The organism is Serratia sp. Res13-Sevr-LER1-36-b, assembly GCF_015673035.1.
Lineage (GTDB): Bacteria > Pseudomonadota > Gammaproteobacteria > Enterobacterales > Enterobacteriaceae > Chania > Chania fonticola_C.
This window is the reverse complement of record NZ_JADACK010000023.1, coordinates 95,007-119,609: the sequence shown is the minus strand read 5'-3', so window position 1 is coordinate 119,609 and position 24,603 is coordinate 95,007. Positions and strand designations below refer to the sequence as shown.

Genomic DNA, 24,603 nt, shown 5'->3' with positions numbered 1-24,603 from the left:
GTCTGCCATGCCACAACAAAGAAAACGGAGTGTAAATCATTCCGGCTACTTTGTTGAGAACCTGCGCATGCAGGTTCAGAAAAGAAAACATCATTCTTTGAAATCGTTGGCATCCAGTTCATGGCGCGACAACAATTTATAGAACTCAGTACGGTTACGGCCCGCCATGCGCGCGGCCTGGGTGACGTTACCCTTGGTGATCTGCAACAGTTTACGTAAATAGTGTAATTCAAACTGGTTGCGCGCCTCGACAAAGGTCGGCAGCGCCGTGTTTTCCCCTTCCAGAGCCTGCTCGACCAGCGCTTCACTGATCACCGGCGCCGTGGTCAATGCCACGCACTGCTCGATCACGTTCACCAACTGGCGCACGTTGCCGGGCCAACTGGCGGTCATCAGGCGTTTCATGGCATCGGAGGAGAAACTGCGTACAAAAGGTTTGTGGCGCAGCGCCGAAGCACGTAGCAGATGGTTGGCCAGCAGCGGGATATCTTCGGCCCGCTCGTTGAGCGCCGGTATTTTCAGGTTAACCACGTTCAGACGGTAATAGAGATCTTCACGGAACTCGTTTTTTACCATCGCCTTAGGCAGATCGCGGTGGGTGGCGGAAATGATACGTACGTCAATATCCAGATCGCGGTTGCTGCCCAGTGGGCGCACCTTGCGTTCCTGCAACACGCGTAGCAATTTTACCTGCAGCGAGAGCGGCATATCGCCAATCTCATCCAGGAACAGCGTGCCCCCTTCTGCCGCCTGGAACAAACCTTCACGGCTGCTGACGGCACCGGTGAACGCCCCCTTGGCATGACCAAACAGCTCCGACTCCAGCAGTTGCTCCGGCAACGCACCGCAGTTGATGGCGATAAAGGCTTTCTTGGCCCGCGGGCTGGCCGCATGGATGGCCTGTGCCAGCACCTCTTTGCCGGTGCCGCTCTGGCCATTGATCAGCACGCTGACGTCCGACTGGGCGACCATCTTGGCCTGTTCAAGCAACCGCAGCATAATCGGGCTGCGGGTGACAAAATCCTCACGCCAGCTGTCATCACCGGCCGGGATCGACGACAGCGACAGCGCTTCATCGATCGCCTTATACAACGCATCGCGATCGACCGGCTTGGTCAGGAAGCTGAACACCCCCTGTTGGGTCGCCGCCACCGCATCCGGGATAGAACCGTGTGCGGTCAGAATGATCACCGGCATCCCCGGCTGGTATTTCTGGATCTCGGCAAACAGCGCCATGCCGTCCATTTCATCCATCCGCAGATCGCTGATCACCAGGTCGATCTTTTCGCGGGCCAGCAGGCGCAAAGCCTCTTGTCCGCTTTCCGCCGTGGTAACGTGAAAACCTTCGCTGGTCAGGCGCATTCCCAACAGCTTAAGCAGGCTGGGATCGTCGTCAACCAACAAAAGATTGGCCGGTTTGCGAGCTGTCATTGCGCTGGGGACTCCTTGTTAGCCGCGGGCGGCGTGTAGGTCTCTTCCGGCTCTACCGGCAAGGCGGTACCGGTTTCAGTCACCGGGGCTGGCTCTGCGGGCTCGGCCACTTTGGCGGGTGCTGCGGGCTTGCCTGCGGCATCTGCTTTAGGCTGCGCCACGCTGCTTTCCGGGATTTCCCCCTGCAGTTGCTTGCGTGAGGAAAGCTGGCGTTCGATATCGGTCAGGTTCTCCAGTTTGCGGGAGGTCTCCTGCAACTGGCTCTGCAGATGGATCTGGTTCTGGCGCAGCGAATCGATCTGGCTGTCCGAACTTTCCTGCAGGTGCTGGTAACGCGCCCGCTCGTCAAACAGGCTCACTTGCAACGCCTGCTGCTGACGCCACAGTTGCAGCAATGGACGCAGCGAGTTAGGGAACTCGAGACGATAGCTGTTCAGACGATCGATGATCTGGCGGCGCTCACTCGAGCTTGGCTCAGCGCTGCCCAACAAAATGCTTTGCTTGAACACGTTCTGCCAATTGTTGCCCGGCAGGGTTTTCGCTAAGGCTCTGGCCTGCGTGGAGCCGATACGATCGGCGCAGTCCATCGCCCGCAGCCAAAAGAGTGAGTTTTCCAAGGCTTCTTTTTCGTCAAGTTGCCATAGCGTATCGCAAGGTGCAATGCGGTAATCCACCACCTTGGTATCCGGGATCGCTTCCTGTTGCTGCTGGGCCGGGCCGCTACTGACGGCACGATCGACACAGCCGATCAGCAGAAACGGGGCAAAAAGGATCGTGCCCAAAAAAGAAAGCGAATGTTTGCCGAGCGGTGCGCGTAGAGAAACACGCGGTGAACCTTCGGTCTGCGATTGATAAGCGCGATTAGACCCTGTGTACATTATTTATTCATTCTCGGCGGTTAATGGCAATTCAATACGGAAGCAGACGTCGGCATCGGCGAGATCCACTAATGTCAATTCGCCTCGCATACGGCGAATACAGTCCTGTGCAATGCTCAGCCCCAGTCCGCTTCCTTTAACGGCCCCTTTTCTCTGGTGACTCCCCTGGAAAAAAGGCTCAAAAATCATGGTTCGTTCCGCTTGCGGGATCGCGCTGCCGGTATTGGCAACGTCAATCTGTACCCGTTGGCCGACCTGGCGGCTGCGGATCCAAATGTTACCGGATTCCTTGCCGTAGTGCACCGCATTGGAGTAGAGATTATCCAGTACGCGCATTAATAGCGTAGGCTCTGCCCAGCAGATTTCCGCCTCAAGTTTGACTTCCGTACGGATCATCTTGGCACGTGCTGGCAAACTGTGGGCGGCGACCACCATGTCCACCAGTTCTTCCAGCTCGACGTTTTCATGTTCCGACGGGCCATCTGCCAGTTTGCGGTTGTAATCCAGCAGTTGCTCAATCAGCAATTGTAGATGGCGGCTGCTCTGATCGAGGATCGCCACCACCTCTTTCTGATCGGAGGTGAGCGGGCCTGCCACACCATCGGCCAACAGCTCGGTGCCTTCACGCATGCTGGCCAGCGGCGTTTTCAGCTCATGAGAGATATGGCGCAGGAACTCATGGCGCTGTGATTCCAGCCAGGCCAGGCGCTCGCTCAACCAGACAATACGCTGAGCCAAAGAACGCAGTTCACGTGGGCCTTTAAAGGACGCCGTCATGCCGATGGGTCGCCCTTCCCCCAAGCGGTTAATCATACGCTCAACGGCCTTGACGGGCCCGATAATCATGCGGGTAAACAGTACCACCAACAGCACGCTGACCAGGAACAGCAACAGCGCCTGCCAGCCAAAGTATTGGCCGCGCTCGGCGATCGCCTGTTGCAGTTGCTGCCCACGGGAAAAAATCACGGTGCGGGTGGCCTGGACCATTTCGGCGTTGGAATGTGAAAAAGACTCTAACAGTTGTGAAGCGTCCTTGTCCGGCCCGCTGCTCTGGCACTTGATGGTGGCAAGCTGAGTCAGCAGTTTACGTAGCGTCTGGTAGTAACGTTCGTCCGGCAGGATCGGGGCGTGGGCATCCAGCATTTGTGAATACTGTTTTCGCTGGTTCTGGTACAGCCGCTCCAGGGTCGGATCGACCAGTACGCAATACTGGCGATAGCTGCGCTCCATTTCCAGCGCCACGCTGGTCATTGCCTCACTACGGCGGGCATCCACCAGCGTCGTACGGTTGATATCTGCCGCCTGCGCGCTGAGATGATCCAGGCTTTGGTAGGCCTGATAAGCCAATACCAGCAGCGGTAACAGCACCAGCAGGAACGCCATTACGACCAATTGGCGCAACGAGCGTGGAAATAGACGCCATCTTTTCAAAGAAATCATCTCATTATCTCTAGTCTGCCCAGATGCTAACCGACAATCCGGGGAGAGAAAAGCCCGGCAGCGGATTAATGGCGCTTAGATAAGCAAAAACGCGTTATCCCCAAAAGAGGAAATTGATGTGGTTTGGGAACGTATAGAGGGAAATAACGAAGGCAATGCGGTTTGGATATTGACGCTGGGGCATGATGCCCCATCGCAAGGAATATGTGGATGCCCTTACTCCTCGTCCCCAGGTGATGTAGCACTAGGCTGGCATCTGATCAGGACGAATAGCATCCAAAAAGTATCCGGGATTGATGAACGCTTCATCACAGTTGGATACTAGGCGGTGCCTCACTCCACGTGTCGTCCGATGCTTGATAAAGTCGCTTGCGCGTCTGTTATCGGTTTGGTTGGACGATAGGCACCATTTCTTAGGCATCATTCGGAGGCTTATGAGGCGCTGTTCCGTACTAGACGGGGCCAATCATAAAAAGGTGAATGAGCAACTGATAGTTATAATGCACCATCCGTGCCAACTTTATAAAAATATTTTTATCATATTGTTTATTAACAATAAATTATTTTAACGTCACGTCCAGCGCGCTACCAGGGTAGTCGAGTTTGAGTATTAATCCGACACACCGTCGCCAAAACACGACAACTAAATCCAATCGCTTTAACCCTGATTAAAATCAATGAGTTAAATGTCTCTTTTTAGAGACAGGCAATATGGCCTTTGTCTCAAAAAACCGACATATTAGCTAACCACTTAAAAAATAAAGAAATAAAAAAAGGCGCCAACGCGGCGCCTTAGTAAACTTTCACGCAAAACTCAGGTTAAATCACCCCAGTTGCTTGCGAGCGTTGCGGAGCATGCGCATCCAAGGGCTGTCTTCACCCCACTCCTCTGGATGCCAGGAGTTGCTGACGGTGCGGAACACGCGTTCAGGATGCGGCATCATTACGGTGGCGCGGCCATTGCTGCTGGTCACTGCGGTAATCCCATTCGGTGAACCGTTCGGGTTGGCAGGGTAAGCTTCGGTCACTTGACCATGATTGTCGACAAAGCGCAACGCAACCAGGCCGTGATGTTCCAACGCCGCCAGATGCGCCGCATCGCGCACTTCTACATGGCCTTCACCATGAGAAACGGCAATCGGCATGCGCGAGCCTGTCATACCCTGCATAAACAGCGACGGGCTACTGGCCACTTCCACCAGACTGAAGCGCGCTTCGAAACGATCCGACAGGTTGCGCACAAAGCGCGGCCAATGTTCAGCCCCCGGGATCAGTTCACGCAGGTTAGACATCATCTGGCAACCGTTACAAACGCCCAGTGCCAAGGTCTGCGGGCGATGGAAGAAATCGGCAAACTCATCACGTACGCGCTCGTTGAACAGTATCGATTTCGCCCAGCCTTCCCCGGCACCCAACACGTCGCCATAAGAGAAGCCGCCACAGGCCACTAACGTGTGGAACTCTTGCAGATCGCGGCGGCCTGCCAGCAGATCGCTCATGTGAACGTCAACCGCATCAAAACCGGCACGGTGGAACGCCGCCGCCATCTCAACGTGGGAGTTAACCCCTTGCTCACGCAATACCGCAACCTTGGGGCGTGCGCCCTTGGCGATATAAGGTGCCGCGATGTCGTCATCGGTCGCGAAGGTCAGCTTGACGTTCAGGCCCGGATCGCGTTCATCCTGCTTGGCCTGGTGCTCCTGATCGGCACATTCCGGGTTATCACGCAGGCGCTGCATCTGCCAGGTGGTTTCAGCCCACCAGGTACGCAGGGTGTTGCGGCTTTCGCTGTACACCGGTTTGCCAGCGCTGGTGATAACGAAACGATCGCCACTCAGCGCCTGGCCAAGGTGATGTACGTTATCCGTCAGACCGTGTTGGGCAAATACTTGCTGTACGGCTGCCAGCTGCGCAGCTGGCACCTGGATCACCGCACCCAGTTCCTCGTTGAACAAGGCAGCCAAGGCGTCGGAACCCAGCGCCTGAATATCGACTTCCACGCCGCAATGCCCGGCAAATGCCATCTCGGCCAAGGTGACCAACAGGCCGCCATCGGAACGGTCGTGATAGGCCAACAGCGCACGATCCGCCACCAGCTGCTGCATCGCGTTGAAGAAACCGGCCAATTGCTCCACGTTGCGTACATCGGCTGGCTTGTCGCCCAGTTGGCGATAGACCTGCGCCAACGCCGTTGCCCCCAGGGCATTGTGGCCATTACCCAGGTCGATCAGTAACAGTGCGCTATCACCTTTGTCGGTACGCAGTTGCGGCGTCACGGTGTGGCGCACATCTTCGACGCGAGCAAATGCGGTGATCACCAGCGACAATGGTGACGTCATTTCCCGCTGTTCATTGCCTTCCTGCCAACGGGTTTTCATCGACATCGAGTCTTTACCCACCGGAATGGTAATCCCCAATGCTGGGCAAAGTTCTTCCCCCACCGCCTTCACCGCTTCATACAGACCGGCATCTTCGCCAGGGTGGCCCGCTGCGGCCATCCAGTTGGCGGAAAGTTTCACCCGCTTGAGCGAACCGATTTCCACTGCGGCCAGGTTGGTCAACGCTTCCCCTACCGCCAGGCGGCCAGAGGCGGCAAAATCCAGCAATGCGACGGGAGCACGCTCACCGATCGACATCGCTTCCCCGTAATAGCTGTCCAGGCTGGCTGTGGTTACTGCACAGTCGGCTACCGGGATCTGCCACGGGCCGACCATCTGGTCACGCGCAACCATGCCGGTGACGGTACGGTCGCCAATGGTGATCAGGAAGGTTTTCTCCGCGACGGCTGGCAAGTGCAGCACCCGCTCGACCGCATCGGCAATGGAGATACCAGCACGCTGCAACGCTTCGCCGCTCGCCTGTTGACGTTTCACGTCGCGGGTCATTTTTGGCGTTTTGCCCAGCAGCACATCCAACGGCATGTCGATCGGCTGATTGTCAAAGTGACGATCGTTGAGCGTCAGATGGCGTTCTTCCGTCGCTTCGCCAATCACCGCGAAAGGCGCGCGCTCACGGCGGCAGATTTCCTCGAAGGTCGCCATCTGCTCAGGCGCTACCGCCATCACATAACGCTCTTGGGATTCGTTACACCACACTTCCAGCGGGCTCATGCCCGGCTCGTCGTTGAGAATGTCACGCAGTTCGAAACGGCCACCGCGGCCACCATCGCTAACCAGTTCCGGCATCGCGTTCGACAGGCCACCGGCACCCACATCGTGGATAAACAGGATCGGGTTGCTATCGCCCATCTGCCAGCAGCGGTCGATCACTTCCTGGCAGCGGCGTTCCATTTCCGGGTTATCACGCTGCACCGAAGCAAAATCCAAATCGGCATCAGACTGGCCAGAGGCCATCGACGAAGCCGCCCCGCCGCCCAAACCGATGTTCATCGCCGGGCCACCCAGCACCACCAGTTTGGCACCAACGGTGATCTCACCTTTTTGCACATGATCGGCGCGGATGTTGCCCAGGCCGCCTGCCAGCATGATCGGTTTGTGGTAGCCACGCAGCTCAACGCCGTTGTGGCTATTGACGCGCTCTTCATAAGTACGGAAGTAACCGACCAGCGCCGGACGACCAAACTCGTTATTGAATGCCGCGCCGCCCAATGGGCCTTCGGTCATGATATCCAGCGCGGTAACGATGCGATCCGGTTTGCCGAAATCCTGCTCCCAAGGCTGTTCGAAACCCGGAATACGCAGGTTGGAAACCGAGAACCCTACCAGGCCAGCTTTCGGCTTCGCGCCACGGCCTGTTGCGCCTTCATCGCGGATCTCACCGCCAGAACCGGTCGCAGCGCCTGGCCAAGGCGAGATCGCCGTTGGATGGTTGTGGGTTTCCACCTTCATCAGGATGTGTGCTTCTTCCTGATGATAGTCATACAGGCCGCTTTGCGGCGCGGCAAAGAAGCGCCCTACCTGGGAACCCTCCATCACCGCTGCGTTATCTTTATAAGCAGAAAGCACGTAGTCCGGCGTCTGCTCAAAGGTATTTTTGATCATTTTGAACAGCGACTTCGGTTGCTGTTCGCCGTCGATGACCCAGTCGGCATTGAAAATCTTGTGGCGGCAATGTTCGGAGTTGGCCTGTGCGAACATGTACAGCTCAATATCCGTTGGGTTGCGCCCCAACTCGGTAAAGGCGGCCAGCAGGTAGTCGATCTCGTCCTGCGCCAGGGCCAGCCCCAGTTTGGTGTTGGCCTGTTCCAGCGCGCTGCGGCCTTGCGCCAGGATATCCACCGTCTGATACGGAGCGGGCTGATGATGAGAGAACAGTGTTTCCGCCTGCTGCAACTCGCTGAATACCGTTTCCATCATGCGATCGTGCAGCAGGGTGGCAAGCTGTTGCCACTGGGCCTCGGTCAGGGTCGGCGCTGTGACATAAAATGCCAGGCCGCGTTCAAGACGAACCACCTGCGTCAGGCCACAGTTATGGGCGATATCGGTGGCTTTGGAAGACCACGGCGAAATGGTGCCCGGGCGTGGCGTCACCAACAGCAGTCGGCCTTGCGGAGCATGTTCAGCGAGAGAAGGGCCGTACTTGAGCAACCGCTGCAGCTTGGCCTGCTCTTCGACGCTTAACGGTACGCTGACATCGGCAAAGTGAACGTACTCAGCATAGATATCAACGATCGGGAGTTGAGCATCCTGGCAGCGGGACAGTAGTTTGGTAATACGAAAAGCCGATAAAGCGGGCGAACCACGCAGTATTTCCATAATCAAAGTTCTCTCGTCTTCGAAGCAACTGGGTTCAGCACTTCATTGGGCGCAACAGGGGGAAAACGCGCGCCATTATAGATAATCCAAGTCGCCGACGAAACCGTTTGCGTAGCTATTATTGATAAAAGCTATTCCCGCTGCCGAATTCTCATAACCTATCAATAAAGTTGCGCGCTGGCGTAATGTTGCGCAAAATGCCCCGGCACTGGTGATTTAACCATAAAAAAAACCTGATTACGGTCAACATAAAGCGTGCATTTATTTGAGATAACTATTTGAAACGCCTAAAAATAAATTACATTCTAATCGGTGTTGTAGCCCTACTGCTGGCGCTTGCCCTGTGGCCCAATATCGCCTGGCGTGGTGGACAGGGAGGCCAACTCGAGGCGATCAAAGCGCGGGGGGAACTGCGCGTCAGCACGTTAAACTCACCGTTAACCTATTTCACTACCCCACAGGGGCCTAGTGGCCTTGACTATGAGCTGGCCAAAAGTTTTGCCAACTACCTGGGGGTCAAGCTGGTGGTGATCCCACACCAAAACATCAATGACCTGTTTGACGATCTCGATGATGACAATGCCGATATTCTCGCCGCCGGGCTGATCTACAACCGGGATCGCCTCAGCCGGGCCAGTACCGGCCCAGCGTACTATTCCGTTTCCCAGCAGTTGGTTTACCGGCTGGGAACCACGCGGCCAAAAACCTTTGCCGATATCAAAGGCAAGCTGGCGGTCGCCTCCGGTTCAGCCCACGTCAGCACGCTAAAGCAGCTCAAACAAAGCAAATACCCCGATCTCAGTTGGGAAGCGTCGAGCGATATGACCTCGAAAGAGCTGCTGGAACAGGTGGCCGATGGCAAGCTGGATTACACCATCGGCGACTCCGTGACCATTGCCCTGTTGCAACGCATCCATCCACAGCTGGCCGTCGCTTTTGACATTACCGATGAAGAACCTGTGACCTGGTATCTTAAGCGCAGCAATGACGATAGCCTGTACGCCGCGCTGCTGGATTTTTATAGCCAAAGGGTAGAAGACGGCACGCTGGCCCGATTGGAAGAGAAGTATCTGGGGCACGTGGGCAGTTTTGACTACGTTGATACCAAAACCTTCCTGTCGGCCATCGACTCGGTATTGCCCACTTTCCGCTCGCTGTTTGAAAAGTATGCCAGCGAAATTGACTGGAAGCTGCTGGCCGCCATCGCTTACCAGGAATCGCACTGGAATCCGCAGGCGACCTCCCCCACCGGGGTCCGTGGGCTGATGATGCTGACCAGAGCTACTGCCGACGGCCTGGGCGTCACCGACAGGCTCGATCCGGAACAGAGTATTCAAGGCGGGGCGCTCTATCTGCAGCGTCTGATGGAGAAGGTGCCCGACACGGTGCCGGAAGATGAACGGATCTGGTTCGCACTGGCCGCCTATAACATGGGCTGGGGCCATATGCTGGACGCGCGTAAACTCACCAAAAGCCAGCAAGGCAACCCCGACAGCTGGGTCGATGTGAAACAGCGCCTGCCGATGCTGAGCCAGAAGCGCTACTATCCGTCACTCACCTATGGCTATGCCCGTGGCCGCGAAGCCTATAACTACGTGGAAAACATCCGCCGTTATCAGGTCAGCCTGGTGGGCTATCTGTTGGAAAAAGAGAAGAAAGCGGTAGAAGCGATGAAACAGGCCGAACTGGCCAAGGGCTATCCGGCCGTGGAGGCCGAACTGGCGCTGGCCCTGTAGTTACTCCCGATAATTCTTTACTGCGGGTCTTTTGCGGCCCGCTGCGCCAGTTTCAGCGCTTTTTTCTGATCGCGGCGCATGCGGAAAAAGTTGCTGAGGGTGGCAGCGCACTCTTCTGCCAGCACGCCCGAGACGATTTCTACCTGATGATTCATGCCCGGATGGCGCAGAATATCCACCAGCGAACCCACCGCTCCGGTTTTTTCATCGGCCGCACCGTATACCAAACGACGGATGCGGCTGTGCACCATAGCCCCGGCGCACATCACGCAAGGCTCCAGCGTGACATACAGCGTGGCATTCAGCAGGCGGTAATTCTGCAATACCGCCCCCCCCTGCCGCAGCGCCATGATTTCAGCATGAGCGGTGGGATCGTGGCGGCCGATCGGCCGGTTCCAACCTTCGCCAATCACCTGATTGTCCAGCACCAGCAGCGCCCCAACCGGCACCTCACCTTCTTCCTGCGCACGTTGAGCCAGGCTTAACGCCTGACGCATCCAATACTCATCACTATATTCATTCACCACATCAGTCCTCGTGCGCATCGCGGCGGGCATTATACACACTAGTCCCTTTTGCCGCAGCCACTCGGCCTTGTTGATGCAAATAAGCCTGAACCTGCCACGTTTGTCGATCGCTCAAAACGCCACCAACAAATCAATAACATCATATTTAATGATGATTAAATTTTGTTCACCTCTTAGAATTTCAGATAAACGTTATAAACTGGTGGAAAATCAAGCCGTAAAATTAAGCAAATTTTTTCTAACTAAATTGTGATAGATCATATTCTCTTATGCATTAGCACGATAAGGTTTACCTCACGCAAAAAGCCTTTATAAGGAGTAGGTTATGGCTGCCTCAACATTCTTTATCCCTTCCGTCAACATGATTGGTTCCGGCTGTCTGGAAGACGCGGCAAAAACCATGAAAGAGCATGGTCTGCATAACGCACTGATCGTGACCGACAAGGTTTTGAACGGCATTGGCGTCGTAGCTCAGGTGCAAGCCCTGTTAGCGGCACAAGACATTGAAAGCTGCGTCTATGACGGCACGCATCCCAACCCGACCACGGAAAACGTAAAACAGGGCCTGGCACTGTTGCGCGAACATCACTGCGACTGTGTCGTTTCTCTGGGTGGCGGTTCGCCGCATGACTGTGCGAAAGGGATTGCCCTGGTCGCCGCTAACGGCGGGGAAATCAAAGACTATGAAGGGGTTGATCGCTCAGCTAAACCGCAGCTGCCGGTCGTCGCGATCAACACCACTGCGGGTACCGCTTCCGAGATGACGCGTTTTTGTATCATCACCGACGAAGCGCGCCACATCAAAATGGCGATTGTCGACAAGCATGTCACCCCGATCCTGTCGGTAAACGATCCTCACCTGATGGCTGGCATGCCAAAAGGCCTGACCGCCGCCACGGGTATGGATGCTCTGACCCACGCTATCGAAGCTTACGTCTCCAGCGCCGCCAACCCAATCACCGATGCCTGCGCGCTGAAAGCCGCCACCATGATTGCCGAGTCTTTACGTGATGCGGTCAACGATGGGCAAAACATGCAGGCGCGCGAGAACATGGCCTATGCCCAGTTCCTGGCCGGTATGGCATTTAATAACGCCTCATTGGGTTATGTGCACGCTATGGCGCACCAGTTGGGTGGTTTCTACAACCTGCCACATGGCGTGTGTAACGCCGTGCTGTTGCCGCACGTGCAAGAGTTCAATACTCAGGTTGCCGCTGGGCGTCTGAAAGACATTGCCGCCGCTATGGGCGTAAATGTTGCAGGCCTTAGCGATGAGCAAGGGGCTGCCGCTTGTATCGCCGCCATTCGCCAACTGGCGAAAGACGTGGGAATTCCTGCTGGCTTACGCGATCTGCAAGTCAAAGAAGAAGACTTTGCTACGTTAGCCACTAACGCCCTGAACGACGCCTGCGGATTTACCAACCCAATTCAGGCAAGCCACGAACAGATCGTTGCAATCTTTAAAGCAGCCATGTAACCGCTGCCAGGCTCCCTCGTTTTACTGAGGGAGCCTCATTTAATCCAACTGCTGTAACTCGCCTTCTTTACCTACCCGCCAGCGGTGTTCGCAAAAGTAGAGCAAAGGGTTATCCTGCTTGCTGTCGCTGTAGCCACTGAACAATTTCAATGGCGCTCCCAGACGCTGCTCCAGTTGCACCACCTTTTGAACTCCCAGGCAGCGCATGGGCAATACCCAGCCCCCGTAACGACGCACAATGCTGCTCCCCACCAGTTGTACCCGTGGCAGGAACGCAGAGTCCCGATAAACCTGCTCCACCAGCCGTTCCGGCGAGCCGGTGATCAACCACACCTGAGCATCCTGGGCATCCAGGTACTGGCGCAAACGCATCTGCACGACCGGAAAGGCGGTGACCTTACGGCGAAAATAGTCGACGAATTTCGCCTCCAGTGCTTTCAGCCTGGCCTCTGAACGGCCAAAAGTCATTGCCCACAATAGCAGGCTCATGGGCCAGCGCGTTGCCCGCCCACCGATCAACAAACCCAATCCGATAATGGGCAACAGTGGCACCAGCAGCACCAGGTTCAACGGCAGATGCCGTAGCAAAAAGCGCAGGAAACTGCCAAACATGTCTTCCTGATGCAAGGTGCCATCCAGATCGAAAAATACCACGCGCTGGGCCTGTGCAACCGGTTTGTCAGTCAAGCGTTACTCCTCGGGATCGTTGACCCCATTATGCAGGTGAAAATACAACCGGCTATTATCGTAATCACTAGACCGACCAGATACAACCGACATTGGTCAACGCCAAAGGCGCGTTAACTCATCAAGTCATAGTGTTGCTGCTCGCAAAAATGATTGCTGCCCGTTTTGCCACCGGCATGGCAGAATGCCAGCTGGCTCAAAGGAAAAAACCATGAGTACCCTTCTTCGCATTCGTCAGATTTACCCAACGCTGGCACAAAACGATCGCAAACTGGCGGACTTTCTGTTGGATAACGCCGAACAGGCCCGCCACCTCAGCTCACAAAAGCTGGCCCAGTTGGCCGGTGTCAGCCAATCGAGCGTGGTCAAGTTTGCCCAGAAACTGGGCTACAAAGGATTTCCGGCGCTGAAACTGGCATTGGGTGAAGTGCTGGCTCAACCGCAGGTCGCACCGGTGGTGACTGTACATAATCATATTCTGAGCAGCGATCCACTCAAAACCGTCGGTGAGAAATTGCTGCTGGAAAAGCAGGCCGCATTACGAGCTACTCTGGATATCAACAGTGAACAGCGGCTACTTACCGCCCTGGAGATGCTGCGTGCGGCGCGGCGGGTGATCTTGGTTGGCATCGGGGCTTCCGGGCTAGTGGCCAAAGACCTGTCGTTCAAGCTGCTAAAGATTGGCGTGATGGCGGTGGCAGAAGCGGATATGTACGTTCAACTGGCGACGATAAAGGCGCTGAGTAAGGAGGACCTGCTGCTGGCGATCTCGTTTAGCGGCGAGCGGCGTGAAATCAACCTGGCCGCCGAAAAAGCACGTATTGCCGGAGCCAAGGTGTTGGCACTGACCAGCTTCTCGCCTAATGGTCTACAGCAACGGGCCGATCACTGCCTTTATACCATTGCGCAAGAGCCCAATATCCGCAGCGCGGCGATATCCTCCAGCACCGCGCAGTTCGCCCTGACCGACCTGCTGTTTATGGCGCTGCTCCAGCACGAGCTCGATCAAACCCACGATCGCATCCACCACAGCGAACAATTAGTGAAAAAACGGGTGTAAGGCGTATAATCTGCGCTCCGCGAAATACCCCTGTAAATAATGAGAGAGTTGCCATGGCCCTGCTAATCACACGCAAATGTATCAACTGCGATATGTGCGAGCCGGAATGCCCGAACCAGGCGATTTCGATGGGGGATGAGATTTATCAGATCGATGCCAACCGCTGCACCGAATGCGTGGGGCATTACGAGACCCCAACCTGCCAGCAGGTGTGCCCGATCGATAACACCATCATTACCGATCCGCAGCACGTAGAGAACCAGGAACAGCTGTGGGATAAGTTTGTCGTGCTGCACCATGCCGATAGCCTGTGAGTTAAATGCCCTCACCCAAAGGGAGAGGGGGCCGATCGAGCTATTTATCGTTACTGAGCTCACCTTTGCTCTTCCAACGAAGGTGCCATAGACTTACTTCTGTAACAGACGGCGACACCTAACTAGCTCCTTCTCTCTGTGGGAGAAGGTTGGGATGAGGGGACTAGATTGACTCCGGCACCTGACAACCACTCAGGGCAAATCCGTCCTTACCCCTCGATGATCACCGTAGCACAGGCATAGCGGCGTTCATCCGCCAGAGAAACATGGATCGACTTCACCCCCATCTCCTGCGCCAGCTCGGCAGCACGTTCATGCAGCCGGATATTGGGTTTCCCCAAGCCATCATTGAACACTTCGAACTGATTGAACGCCAGGCCGTTGCGGATGCCGGTGCCGAACGCCTTGGCGGCGGCCTCTTTGACCGCAAAACGTTTAGCCAGGAAGCGTACCGGCTGCTGATGCTGCTGATACACCTCCCATTCGGCCGGGCTTAACACCCGGCGAGCCAGGCGATCGCCGCTACGTTCCACCACCGCTTCGATACGCGCCATCTCCACGATGTCGGTTCCCAAGCCCAGTATCGCCATTAGCGACGCGCTTCCCGCATCAACAGTTTCATGTCCGCCACCGCGGCCGGTAAACCGCTCATCACCGCCTGGCCAATGATGGCATGCCCGATATTCAGCTCATACATCTCTGGCAGCGCGGCGATCGGCTGCACGTTATGATAGGTCAAACCGTGGCCCGCATTCACCTTCAGGCCTTTGCTGGCCGCGTAGGTGGCCGCTTTGGCAATGCGCTTGAGCTCGGCTTGAATCGCCAGATCGCCCTGCGCTTCGGCATAAGCACCGGTATGGATCTCGATATAAGGTGCGCCTACGGCCACCGCCGCGTCGATCTGGCGGTGATCGGCATCGATAAACAACGAAACCAAAATGCCAGCCTGTGCCAGGCGTTCAACCGCCACCGCCATTTTGTCCTGCTGCCCGGCCACGTCCAACCCGCCTTCGGTGGTCACTTCCTGACGTTTTTCCGGCACCAGACAGCAAAACTGAGGTTTCAGCTCAATGGCGATATCGAGCATTTCATCGGTGACGGCCATTTCCAGGTTCATACGGGTCTGGATGGTTTGGCGCAGGATACGCACGTCGCGGTCGGTGATATGACGGCGATCTTCACGCAGGTGAACGGTGATGCCATCGGCACCCGCCTGCTCGGCAATAAATGCCGCCTGCACCGGGTCCGGGTAATTGGTGCCGCGCGCGTTACGTAACGTGGCAATATGATCGATATTGACGCCCAGCAGTAAATCAGCCATGACAACCCTCTACTAAGTCATTTTCAGTAGCAGCAGTTTACACGGGCGGGCAAAACGGCAAAAGCAGAAACCGCTCAGGCTTCGTCGACGGGGGTATCAGGTTGTTTGCGCACGAACTGACGAAACAGTTCACGGCTCTTCAGTGGCTTACCACCGAGATAGGGTTTCAACGCCATACGGGTAAAGCGCTTGGCTGCACGCAGGGTTGCTGCATCGGGGAATTGGCGTTCATACAGGGCACGGAGTTCACGGCCGGTAAAACTGTAATGATCCACCACCAGGCTGGCGATAAAGCCTTTTTCTTCGCGATAGCGATAGGTCATGCCGTCATCCACCGGTTCGCCGCTGCCAGCACAATGTAGAAAATCCAGCCCGTAACCCAGGTGCCCCAACAGCGCCAACTCGAACTGCCGCAGGGCATGTTCCGGGGAACTGTCCTCCGCCGCCAAAGCCTGTAAGCATTGCAGATAATCGAAGAACAACACCGAATAGTTGCCCTCCTGCTCCAGCACCCGTGACAACAGTTCATTCACGTAAAGGCCACTGTAAAGCATCATGCCGCTGAGGGGTAAACCAAGGGAGACCGCTTCGGCACCGCGCAGCGTTTTGACTTCGCCACGACCGCCCCAGCGTACTAACAGAGGAGTAAAGGGTTGCAAACAACCCTTTAGATTGGAACGACGACTGCGTGCGCCTTTTGCCAGCAAGCGCACCCGCCCATGGCCTTCCGTGAACAAGTCCAGCATCAGGCTGGTTTCACTAAAGGGCCGCCCATGCAGGACGAAAGCGCGCTCCCAGCCATCCATTGGATAGTTTATTTCAGGTCGTCGGTATAGCCCAGGCTACGCAGCGCACGTTCGTCGTCCGCCCAGCCGGATTTCACTTTCACCCACAGCTCCAGATGCACTTTAGCTTCAAACATCTGTTCCATGTCCTGACGGGCTTCAATACCGATGGTCTTGATCTTTGAACCTTTGTTGCCGATAACCATCTTCTTCTGGCCTTCACGCTCAACCAGGATCAGACCGTGCACGTCGTAACCACCGCGCTCATTCGGTACGAACTGTTCGATTTCGACCGTCACCGAGTAAGGCAGCTCCTCACCCAGGAAACGCATCAGCTTTTCACGGATGATTTCCGACGCCATAAAGCGCTGAGAACGGTCAGTGATGTAATCGTCCGGGAAATGGTGTTCCGCTTCCGGCAACACTTTGCGCGCGATAGCCGCAATAGTGTCCACGTTCATGCCTTTTTCGGCAGAGATCGGCACCACATCAAGGAAGTTCATCTGCTTGCTTAGGAACGCAATGTGCGGCAACAGCTTGGATTTGTCGGTAACGTTGTCGACCTTGTTGATCGCCAGCAGCACCGGGCTTTTCAGGCTGCGCAGCTTGTTGACCACCATTTCATCATCGGCAGTCCAGTTCGTGCCTTCTACGACGAAGATCACCAGCTCGACGTCGCCGATTGAGCTGCTGGCCGCGCGGTTCATCAAACGGTTGATGGCGCGCTTTTCTTCGATATGCAGACCCGGGGTGTCGACGTAAATGGCCTGATAAGCGCCATCGGTATCGATACCCATAATACGGTGACGGGTCGTCTGTGGTTTACGCGAGGTGATGGAGACTTTTTGCCCCAGCAGTTGGTTCAGCAACGTGGATTTGCCCACGTTGGGACGACCTACGATCGCAATAAAACCGCAGTATTGTTTTTCTTCGCTCATTCAAGCTCCAGCTTTTTCAGCGCTTGTTCCGCTGCCGCCTGCTCGGCTTTACGGCGGCTTGAGCCGGTGCCCACGACGGGCTCGCTCAAACCACTCACCTGACAGTGGATAGTAAACTCCTGATCGTGCGCCTCACCGCGAACCTGCACCACCAGATATGTTGGCAACGGCAGATGACGACCTTGTAAAAACTCCTGCAAGCGGGTTTTCGGGTCTTTCTGCTTATCACCGGGGCTGATTTCGTCCAACCGGCTACGATACCAGTCCAAAATCAGTCGCTCAACGTTTTGAATATCGCTATCCAGGAACACACCGCCAATCAGTGCCTCCACCGTATCCGCCAGGATTGACTCGCGGCGGAATCCACCACTTTTCAGTTCGCCCGGCCCAAGGCGTAAACACTCGCCCAGATCGAATTCACGCGCCATCTCCGCCAACGTATTGCCCCGCACCAGCGTGGCACGCATGCGGCTCATGTCTCCCTCGTCTACGCGAGGAAAACGCTGGTAGAGCGCATTGGCGATGACAAAACTAAGGATCGAATCACCCAGAAACTCGAGACGTTCATTGTGTTTACTGCTGGCGCTACGGTGAGTTAACGCTTGCAGTAAGAGCTCCTGCTGTTGAAAAGTGTAGCCCAGCTTCCGCTGCAGCCTGTTTATTACGATGGGGTTCATGAGTTACCAATAGATCAAGAATGCGTCAAAAACTTGCAGCATACGGAACAGGCCTGCTTTGCCAAAAGCCAATCCAAAGCTGTTTCGTTTGCAGTGGCGCCCAAAAGGGGCCAACTTTTATCGCTCGAGGGGCTATTCTACAACGAGTGGAAATATATTGCTGCGTTTTTCCCGTCGTCTTTCAAGCTGCAGCGTTGTTACCTGCACTATTTCCCCCCAGTCACTTACCCAAAAGTAAGCTCCTGGGGATTAAATAGCGTGTCGCCTAGCTGCAACTCGAAATCCATAGGGATCTTGACCATATAAACTGCAGCCTAATTGGCTGCAGTTGGCAAAACGCTATTAGTGAATACCACCGATACGGCTCAATCTGACGCCCGTTGGCCATTCACCTTCCTGCTTTTCAAAACTCATCCAGATCGCAGTGGCTTTACCTACCAGATTCTTCTCAGGCACGAATCCCCAATAACGGCTGTCTGCACTATTATCGCGGTTATCGCCCATCATGAAGTAATGGCCAGCGGGTACTACCCACTCGCCCAACGGCTGGCCTGCTTGCTGATAGTAAGCGCCGACCTGATCTTGTGCACCTGGCACGGTCAGAATGCGGTGAGTTACGTTGCCCAACGTTTCCTTGCGCTCACCCAGGCGAATACCGCCCTGTGGCACGTTATCCGTCAGTGGGATCTGGAAGAAACCGTTGCTGGCTTCGCCCATGCCGCTGCGGGTAAACATCTGCACAAAATCGCTCGGTTGCATATCGCTGTAGGTGACCGCCAATGCGGTATCACACGCCTGGCCACTATTACAGGACTCTTGCACCGTCACGCGCTTATTCACCGGATCATAGGTCACACGATCGCCAGGTACACCAATCACGCGTTTGATATAATCCAGTTTGGTGTCGCGTGGATATTTAAAGACCGCAATATCGCCGCGCTTGGGATGACCGGTTTCAATTAGCGTGGTCTGGGTGATTGGATCCTTTACGCCGTAGGCAAATTTTTCCACCAGAATGAAATCACCAATCAACAGCGTCGGCATCATTGAGCCTGAAGGGATCTGGAACGGCTCGTAAATAAACGAACGCACCACGAACACCAACAGCAATACCGGGAACACTGAAGCCCCGGTTTCAACCCAACCTGGCTGCCTGGCCACTTTCGCCAAAGCCGCTTCGTCGATCGTTCCAGCCGCCTGTGCATTGACCGCCGCGATTTTCGCCCGGCGTGCCGGCGCCCATTTAAAGCGCTCGAAGCACCAGATGATCCCGGTCACCAAAGTGGCTATCGCCAAGATCAAGGCAAACATATTCGCCATGCAAACTCCCTAGTTACGCGAGCTTTCGCTCTTACTTACCGTCTTTACCCACGTGCAGAATGGCCAGGAACGCTTCCTGCGGCAACTCAACGTTACCCACCTGCTTCATGCGTTTTTTACCGTCTTTCTGCTTCTGCAGCAGCTTCTTCTTACGGCTGACGTCGCCGCCGTAGCACTTGGCCAACACGTTTTTACGCAGTTGCTTCACCGTAGAACGAGCGATGATATGCGTGCCGATCGCCGCCTGGATCGCAATATCAAATTGCTGGCGTGGGATCAGCTCTTTCATTTTCTCAACCAGTTCACGGCCACGATACTGCGCGTTATCACGGTGAGTGATCAGCGCCAGCGCATCTACGCGTTCGTTGTTGATCAACACGTCAACACGCACCATGTCCGAGGCCTGGAAACGTTTGAAGTTATAGTCCAGTGACGCGTAACCGCGCGAGGTGGATTTCAAACGGTCAAAGAAGTCTAGCACCACTTCGGCCATTGGGATTTCGTAGGTCAGCGCCACCTGGTTACCGTGGTAAACCATGTTGGTCTGTACGCCACGCTTCTCAATACATAGCGTGATCACGTTGCCCAGATATTCCTGCGGCATCAGCATGTGACACTCCGCAATCGGCTCACGCAGTTCAGCGATGTTATTCAACGGCGGCAGCTTGGAAGGGCTATCGACGTAGATGGTTTCATTGCCGGTGGTTTCGACTTCATACACTACCGTAGGTGCCGTAGTGATCAGTTCCAGATCGTATTCACGCTCCAGACGCTCCTGAATGATCTCCATGTGCAGCAGACCCAGGAAGCCACAGCGGAAGCCAAAGCCCAACGCGGTGGAACTCTCTGGTTCATAGAACAGGGAGGCGTCGTTCAGGCTCAGCTTGCCCAGCGCATCACGGAAGGCTTCATAATCGTCGGAACTGATCGGGAACAGGCCGGCATACACCTGTGGCTTCACTTTTTTGAAGCCTGGCAGCATTTTGTCTGCCGGCTGGCGAGCCAGCGTCAAGGTATCGCCCACCGGCGCGCCGAGGATATCTTTAATGGCGCAGACCAACCAGCCCACTTCGCCACAGTTCAGCACGTCGCGATCGACACGTTTCGGGGTGAAAATCCCCAGACGGTCGGCGTTATAAGTTTGGCCAGTACTCATGACCTTAACTTTATCGCCCTTGCGCAGGGTGCCGTTTTTCACGCGGATCAGGGAGACAACGCCAAGGTAGTTATCAAACCAGGAGTCGATGATCAACGCCTGCAGCGGAGCATCCGCATCACCTTCTGGTGGCGGGATATCACGCACCAGACGCTCCAGCACTTCAGGCACGCCAACGCCGGTTTTTGCCGAGCAGCGCACCGCGTCAGTCGCATCAATGCCCACGATATCTTCGATTTCCTGTGCAGCGCGATCCGGATCGGCGGCAGGCAGGTCAATCTTGTTCAACACCGGCACCACTTCCAGATCCATGTCCAGTGCGGTATAGCAGTTTGCCAAGGTCTGGGCTTCTACGCCCTGCCCGGCATCCACCACCAGCAATGCGCCTTCACAGGCGGCCAGTGAGCGGGAAACCTCATAGGAGAAGTCAACGTGCCCAGGGGTGTCGATAAAGTTAAGGTGGTAAACCTGCCCATCCTTGGCTTTATAGTCGAGCGTTACGCTCTGCGCTTTGATGGTAATACCACGCTCACGTTCCAGATCCATAGAATCCAGCACCTGTGCGGCCATTTCACGTTCGGTCAGGCCGCCGCAGATTTGGATAATACGGTCAGACAGCGTCGACTTACCGTGGTCAATATGGGCAATGATAGAAAAATTTCTTATGTGTTTCATTTAATTAGTTTTTCTGCCTTGGTATTTCTGAATTACTCGCCTATGGAACCCGCATGGACATAAAGCGACGGTGAATGGGTCGGCTATTTTTCGCCTGAATCGCAGCATTCTACATGCCACAACACTGAAAACCTAGCAATCGGTGTAGGGAAGCTATTCGATTATACGTAGTTTAGTGTTACAACGCGCCGCAGTTGATGAAAGCAGATATTAACGCGGAGAAGGCCTGATAAAAATTGTGGGTTAATTACGCCAATCCTCTTGGCCAGACACTATTTACCCGGTGGTAATACATATTACGCGATTACGCAATAAACCCAATCTTAATTGTTTAATAAATAATATTTTTATCAATAACTTACATTTAAACCACGACGCGACCGCTTTAGGATAAACCTGATATACGCTCCTTTGCCCCTCGGTTACAAGTGGCAAGAACTTTGGATAAAAACAGACTTCAGGGCACTACGACATCGGCAAGCCCACCAGAGTTCACCAGCATCTCCTCTGAACATTGATTGGAAGGTTTATCATGATCGATAAAGGGCAAATGCTGAGCCGGCACGATTTTTCCAAGGTCAACTGGGGCATTTTGGCAGCGGTAACGCTGTTGTTCACTCTCGGTGCGGCGCTGTTGTTAATGCCGTTATTGAGCAACATGGAAGATCCTCACGTACTGGCCTTACTGCAAGCCGGCGCGGCAACCATTCTGTTAGGCACTACTTTGTTGGCATTGCGCCATTATCTGCGGCCAATGCTGACCTATCGCCTGTATGAGCATGGCGTACGCGTGCTGGATCATCACAGTCATAAAGAACGGTTTATCGCGTTTGAAAAGATTGCCGATATCTACCATTCTCGCGGTAGCAGGCTGCTTGGCGGGCTAAACGACAGTATGGCGTTTCGCACCTCGGAGGCGGCTTTCTGGTACAGCATCAAGAGCAATATCTCTCACTCTCGGCAGCTGATTGAAACCCTGATCCAGCAACAGATCCAGCAGCGTGGACCGCTGGCATTAAATTCGCTTTATCAGGGGGAAATATTGACCTTCGGCTATCTCATTAGCGGTAGGGGCTGGCTTGGTTCGTGGCAAGAGAAGCCGACTCAAACATTATGGCTTAGCGCTACGACGCTGAGTACCGCCCAGGCCAGGGTTCAGATCGAAAAGATCCACCGGCTGGAAAACAATATACCGCATGGCACCCTTCGTTTGCTGGATCTACAAGGCAATGAGCTGTTTTCGCTGGGTTATGACTCGCTGTTCAGCGCCGATCTGTTTATTGCGCTGATGGAGCATATGATCAACAACCGCATCCCCGCCTATAACAACCCGGCGATGACGCGGCCAGCATATTAAAGCGAGGATTCGGTTTCGGTGTTCAACCGCAAGGCACCGGGCGGCAAACCGATTTGCAGCACCACGGGTTGATAATTGGCCTGTTCGCCGAGGCGTTTTGCCAAGGCGCGTGCGATCAGGAAAGCGAGGCCGCCCCCTAAAATCCCACCGAGTGCCGCCGCTGCGTCACTGCCCAGCCACCATTGCAGCAGACCACCACCTAGCATCATGCCTAATAGCGGGGTCAGATAGACCAGCATCGCCGAGCGCAACAGGCTGCCTTCGGCGATACCGACTTCAACGCGCTGGCCGGGTTCCAGAGGCTGGGCGATTGCCACCTGCAGGTGATGTTCACTTTCAGGCACCAGTTCGTCGAATGCGCGAGCACCGCAGCCAGAGCGCGCGGTGCAGCTGCCACAGCCAGCTTTAGGCTCACAACGCAGCTGTGCTACACCCTGTTGCCACGAGATGACCGTGGCCCACTCTTTCATCATTTCGGCGCTACCTTGAAAGTAATACTGTCGGCAATGCGTTTCGCCGTTGAAGGAGGTAATTCTCCAACCACGGTAATTTCATTGCCATTACGAATTTCGGTTTGGATGGTGCGCCGGCCCTGACGATAAAACTGTTGGCTGGTATTGCTGCCCGAAGGGCTGATGTTAACCGAGAAGCTGAACAAGCCATCGCTATAAAGCCGCGATTCAACCGGCACCGCCACATTCGGTAACTTGCGGCGATTACGCGCCACCTCGTTAACGCCAGCGGGCAACCAACCGGCATTCCAGGCCAGCTTAACGTCTTCAGCGGCGGGTAAGGTCAATAGCGGTGGCAGATTGGCCTTGAGCAACGGTTGCATGACGTTTTTCACCTGATCGCCCACCACTACCGAGATGACCCGATACTGTTCCAGCGTTTCGCCATCACGATCGAGCAAATCGACCCGAAGCGGCAACTTGGTCTCCATATCCATCCAGACCACATAGCTGTAACGGGAACCGTCACGAGCCACGACGCGGTAGACGTCACAAGGCCGATCGGAAATGCGGGTGCGGCCAACGGAGATGAAGTCGTAGTATTTCGCCAGATAGTCGAAATCGGCAAATACAATGGCGGGCAAGGCGTCGACGATGTGATCGCCAGACAGCGTGAACGGTTCCAGACCAGGCTCAAAATAGCTGATCCCACCACCACGTTGCAGCACTTCCCGACGAGGGCCGTCCATATGCAGTAACTGCCCAAGGGGCTGCTTATCGATCACCGCATGGCGATAGCGTAATGACTCTATCCCCTGCTTGCTGATGCTGATATAGGCGAGTTCATAGTTGAGTGAACGGCTGGCACTGCTCATTTGTTGCAATAACGCCCCGGACGCAGGTTCCTGCGCCGAGGCGATATTCGAATTGAGCAGGCCGCCCGTTAAAAGACAAACGGAGAACCAGATTTGCTTCATTACTGCTGTTGCATTCCTAAAGACTGTGTTCCAGGAACCTGAACTGCGGCCTGCTGTGGCCTGCTTTGTTCAAGTTGCAGCTGATCGGAGTGCAAACGGCGTTGCAGCTCATAATCCTGCAGCATGGCATTGATACGCTTACGCTGTTCCTGCACCTGCTGCTGTTGACCGCTGCCGGTTGAGAAACTGTCTGCCGGGACGCCCAGGCTGACCGGGGAAGCTTGCCCCATGATTGGCAACGTATTGAACGCTGGTGCTTCAGCCGCACCTGATTGGGCTGTTGGCTGATTGTACTGTTGCACACCCACGATCACTGCCAGAGAGACACAAGCGGCAACGCCAACTTGAGTTAGCTGACTAGCCCAAGGACGCACCTTGTGCCAGAACGGCAGTTTACCCCAGGTGTGAGGTTGCGGTTGAGATTCGGGGATTGCCGAAGGAACCAGACGAGCGGGCTCTTTTTCCAATGCGGCAGCAACACGGTCTGCGATATCGAAATGCATGACTTGCCCGATATCACCCCGTAACGTGTCACGGATTAGGTGATAGCTCTGCCAGCTTTGTTGAAGCGCCCGATCTTTACTCAATGAACTCAGCAGCTCATTGTCGAGCATTTCACCATCCATTAGAGCGGAAAGCTTTTCTTTCTGCATGCCTAAGTACCCTTCCAGTGTCCGCTA

Annotated in this window: 21 protein-coding genes; 5 read left to right on the top strand and 16 right to left on the bottom strand. The window is 55.1% G+C overall.

All coding sequences use genetic code 11. From position 1 onward, the window contains the following. Positions 1-90: 90 nt before the first annotated feature. From glrR to purL, 4 genes are all read right to left on the bottom strand, one after another. Positions 91-1,431, bottom strand: coding sequence for a two-component system response regulator GlrR (gene glrR, locus IMQ33_RS18195; RefSeq protein ID WP_021178888.1), 1,341 nt, complete (start codon positions 1,429-1,431; stop codon positions 91-93). Next, the gene (qseG, locus tag IMQ33_RS18190) at positions 1,428-2,309 is read right to left on the bottom strand and encodes a two-component system QseEF-associated lipoprotein QseG (protein ID WP_065686624.1); all 882 of its coding nucleotides are present in this window, start codon (positions 2,307-2,309) and stop codon (positions 1,428-1,430) included. The genes glrR and qseG overlap by 4 nt, the downstream gene beginning before the upstream one ends. Before the next feature lie 3 nt (positions 2,310-2,312). After that, on the bottom strand, positions 2,313-3,749 hold the full coding sequence (locus IMQ33_RS18185) for a HAMP domain-containing sensor histidine kinase (protein ID WP_074029482.1): 1,437 nt from the start codon (positions 3,747-3,749) through the stop codon (positions 2,313-2,315). Between the two features lie 824 nt (positions 3,750-4,573). Beyond that, the gene (gene purL, locus IMQ33_RS18180; RefSeq protein ID WP_196062095.1) at positions 4,574-8,467 is read right to left on the bottom strand and encodes a phosphoribosylformylglycinamidine synthase; all 3,894 of its coding nucleotides are present in this window, start codon (positions 8,465-8,467) and stop codon (positions 4,574-4,576) included. Between the two features lie 275 nt (positions 8,468-8,742). On the opposite strand from purL, the gene mltF reads away from it, so the two are divergent. Beyond that, positions 8,743-10,200 (top strand): membrane-bound lytic murein transglycosylase MltF, encoded by a 1,458-nt coding sequence (gene mltF / locus IMQ33_RS18175; protein WP_098930037.1) that lies wholly within the window; start codon positions 8,743-8,745, stop codon positions 10,198-10,200. A gap of 17 nt (positions 10,201-10,217) precedes the next feature. On the opposite strand, the gene tadA is transcribed toward mltF, so the two are convergent. Then, positions 10,218-10,724, bottom strand: a complete 507-nt coding sequence (gene tadA / locus IMQ33_RS18170) for a tRNA adenosine(34) deaminase TadA (RefSeq protein ID WP_098931840.1) — start codon at positions 10,722-10,724, stop codon at positions 10,218-10,220. Between the two features lie 328 nt (positions 10,725-11,052). Between tadA and yiaY the strand changes: the two genes are divergently transcribed. Continuing rightward, the gene (gene yiaY / locus IMQ33_RS18165; RefSeq protein WP_161712150.1) at positions 11,053-12,204 is read left to right on the top strand and encodes an L-threonine dehydrogenase; all 1,152 of its coding nucleotides are present in this window, start codon (positions 11,053-11,055) and stop codon (positions 12,202-12,204) included. Between the two features lie 39 nt (positions 12,205-12,243). Here yiaY and yfhb read toward each other — a convergent pair whose 3' ends face one another. Continuing rightward, a complete protein-coding gene (yfhb, locus tag IMQ33_RS18160; RefSeq protein WP_196062076.1) occupies positions 12,244-12,891 on the bottom strand; it encodes a phosphatidylglycerophosphatase C in 648 nt (215 codons plus the stop codon). Positions 12,892-13,102: 211 nt separating this feature from the next. On the opposite strand from yfhb, the gene IMQ33_RS18155 reads away from it, so the two are divergent. Beyond that, positions 13,103-13,951 carry a MurR/RpiR family transcriptional regulator gene (locus tag IMQ33_RS18155; RefSeq protein ID WP_196062077.1) on the top strand — a complete coding sequence of 283 codons (849 nt, stop codon included), beginning with the start codon at positions 13,103-13,105 and terminating at the stop codon, positions 13,949-13,951. Between the two features lie 53 nt (positions 13,952-14,004). Next, a complete protein-coding gene (locus IMQ33_RS18150) occupies positions 14,005-14,265 on the top strand; it encodes a YfhL family 4Fe-4S dicluster ferredoxin (RefSeq protein WP_021807691.1) in 261 nt (86 codons plus the stop codon). Positions 14,266-14,474: 209 nt separating this feature from the next. On the opposite strand, the gene acpS is transcribed toward IMQ33_RS18150, so the two are convergent. The 7 genes from acpS to lepA all read right to left on the bottom strand — a co-directional run bounded on the left by acpS (position 14,475) and on the right by lepA (position 21,137). Further along, positions 14,475-14,855, bottom strand: coding sequence for a holo-ACP synthase (gene acpS / locus IMQ33_RS18145; RefSeq protein WP_065686629.1), 381 nt, complete (start codon positions 14,853-14,855; stop codon positions 14,475-14,477). Further along, on the bottom strand, positions 14,855-15,586 hold the full coding sequence (pdxJ, locus tag IMQ33_RS18140; RefSeq protein ID WP_065686630.1) for a pyridoxine 5'-phosphate synthase: 732 nt from the start codon (positions 15,584-15,586) through the stop codon (positions 14,855-14,857). The genes acpS and pdxJ overlap by 1 nt, the downstream gene beginning before the upstream one ends. Before the next feature lie 74 nt (positions 15,587-15,660). Then, positions 15,661-16,392 carry a DNA repair protein RecO gene (gene recO / locus IMQ33_RS18135; RefSeq protein WP_065686631.1) on the bottom strand — a complete coding sequence of 244 codons (732 nt, stop codon included), beginning with the start codon at positions 16,390-16,392 and terminating at the stop codon, positions 15,661-15,663. A gap of 8 nt (positions 16,393-16,400) precedes the next feature. After that, positions 16,401-17,309, bottom strand: coding sequence for a GTPase Era (gene era / locus IMQ33_RS18130; protein ID WP_065686632.1), 909 nt, complete (start codon positions 17,307-17,309; stop codon positions 16,401-16,403). Next, positions 17,306-17,986 (bottom strand): ribonuclease III, encoded by a 681-nt coding sequence (gene rnc, locus IMQ33_RS18125; RefSeq protein ID WP_021178901.1) that lies wholly within the window; start codon positions 17,984-17,986, stop codon positions 17,306-17,308. The genes era and rnc overlap by 4 nt, the downstream gene beginning before the upstream one ends. Positions 17,987-18,328: 342 nt before the next feature. After that, entirely contained in the window at positions 18,329-19,306 is a 978-nt protein-coding gene (lepB, locus tag IMQ33_RS18120; RefSeq protein ID WP_065686633.1) for a signal peptidase I, read from the bottom strand. Positions 19,307-19,337: 31 nt separating this feature from the next. Continuing rightward, complete coding sequence (gene lepA / locus IMQ33_RS18115; protein WP_024529376.1) at positions 19,338-21,137, bottom strand: translation elongation factor 4; 1,800 nt, start codon at positions 21,135-21,137, stop codon at positions 19,338-19,340. A gap of 532 nt (positions 21,138-21,669) precedes the next feature. Here lepA and IMQ33_RS18110 point away from each other — a divergent pair. After that, positions 21,670-22,494, top strand: coding sequence for a hypothetical protein (locus tag IMQ33_RS18110; protein ID WP_196062078.1), 825 nt, complete (start codon positions 21,670-21,672; stop codon positions 22,492-22,494). Here IMQ33_RS18110 and rseC read toward each other — a convergent pair. From rseC to rseA, 3 genes are read right to left on the bottom strand one after another with little or no spacing between them, the layout of a single operon-like run. After that, on the bottom strand, positions 22,491-22,967 hold the full coding sequence (gene rseC / locus IMQ33_RS18105) for a SoxR-reducing system protein RseC (protein WP_065686635.1): 477 nt from the start codon (positions 22,965-22,967) through the stop codon (positions 22,491-22,493). The two genes, IMQ33_RS18110 and rseC, sit on opposite strands and share 4 nt — an antisense overlap. Further along, positions 22,964-23,923 carry a sigma-E factor regulatory protein RseB gene (rseB, locus tag IMQ33_RS18100; RefSeq protein WP_024485798.1) on the bottom strand — a complete coding sequence of 320 codons (960 nt, stop codon included), beginning with the start codon at positions 23,921-23,923 and terminating at the stop codon, positions 22,964-22,966. The genes rseC and rseB overlap by 4 nt, the downstream gene beginning before the upstream one ends. After that, positions 23,923-24,576, bottom strand: coding sequence for an anti-sigma-E factor RseA (gene rseA, locus IMQ33_RS18095; protein ID WP_065686636.1), 654 nt, complete (start codon positions 24,574-24,576; stop codon positions 23,923-23,925). Before rseA ends, rseB begins: the two co-directional genes overlap by 1 nt. Between the last annotated feature and the right edge of the window lie 27 nt (positions 24,577-24,603).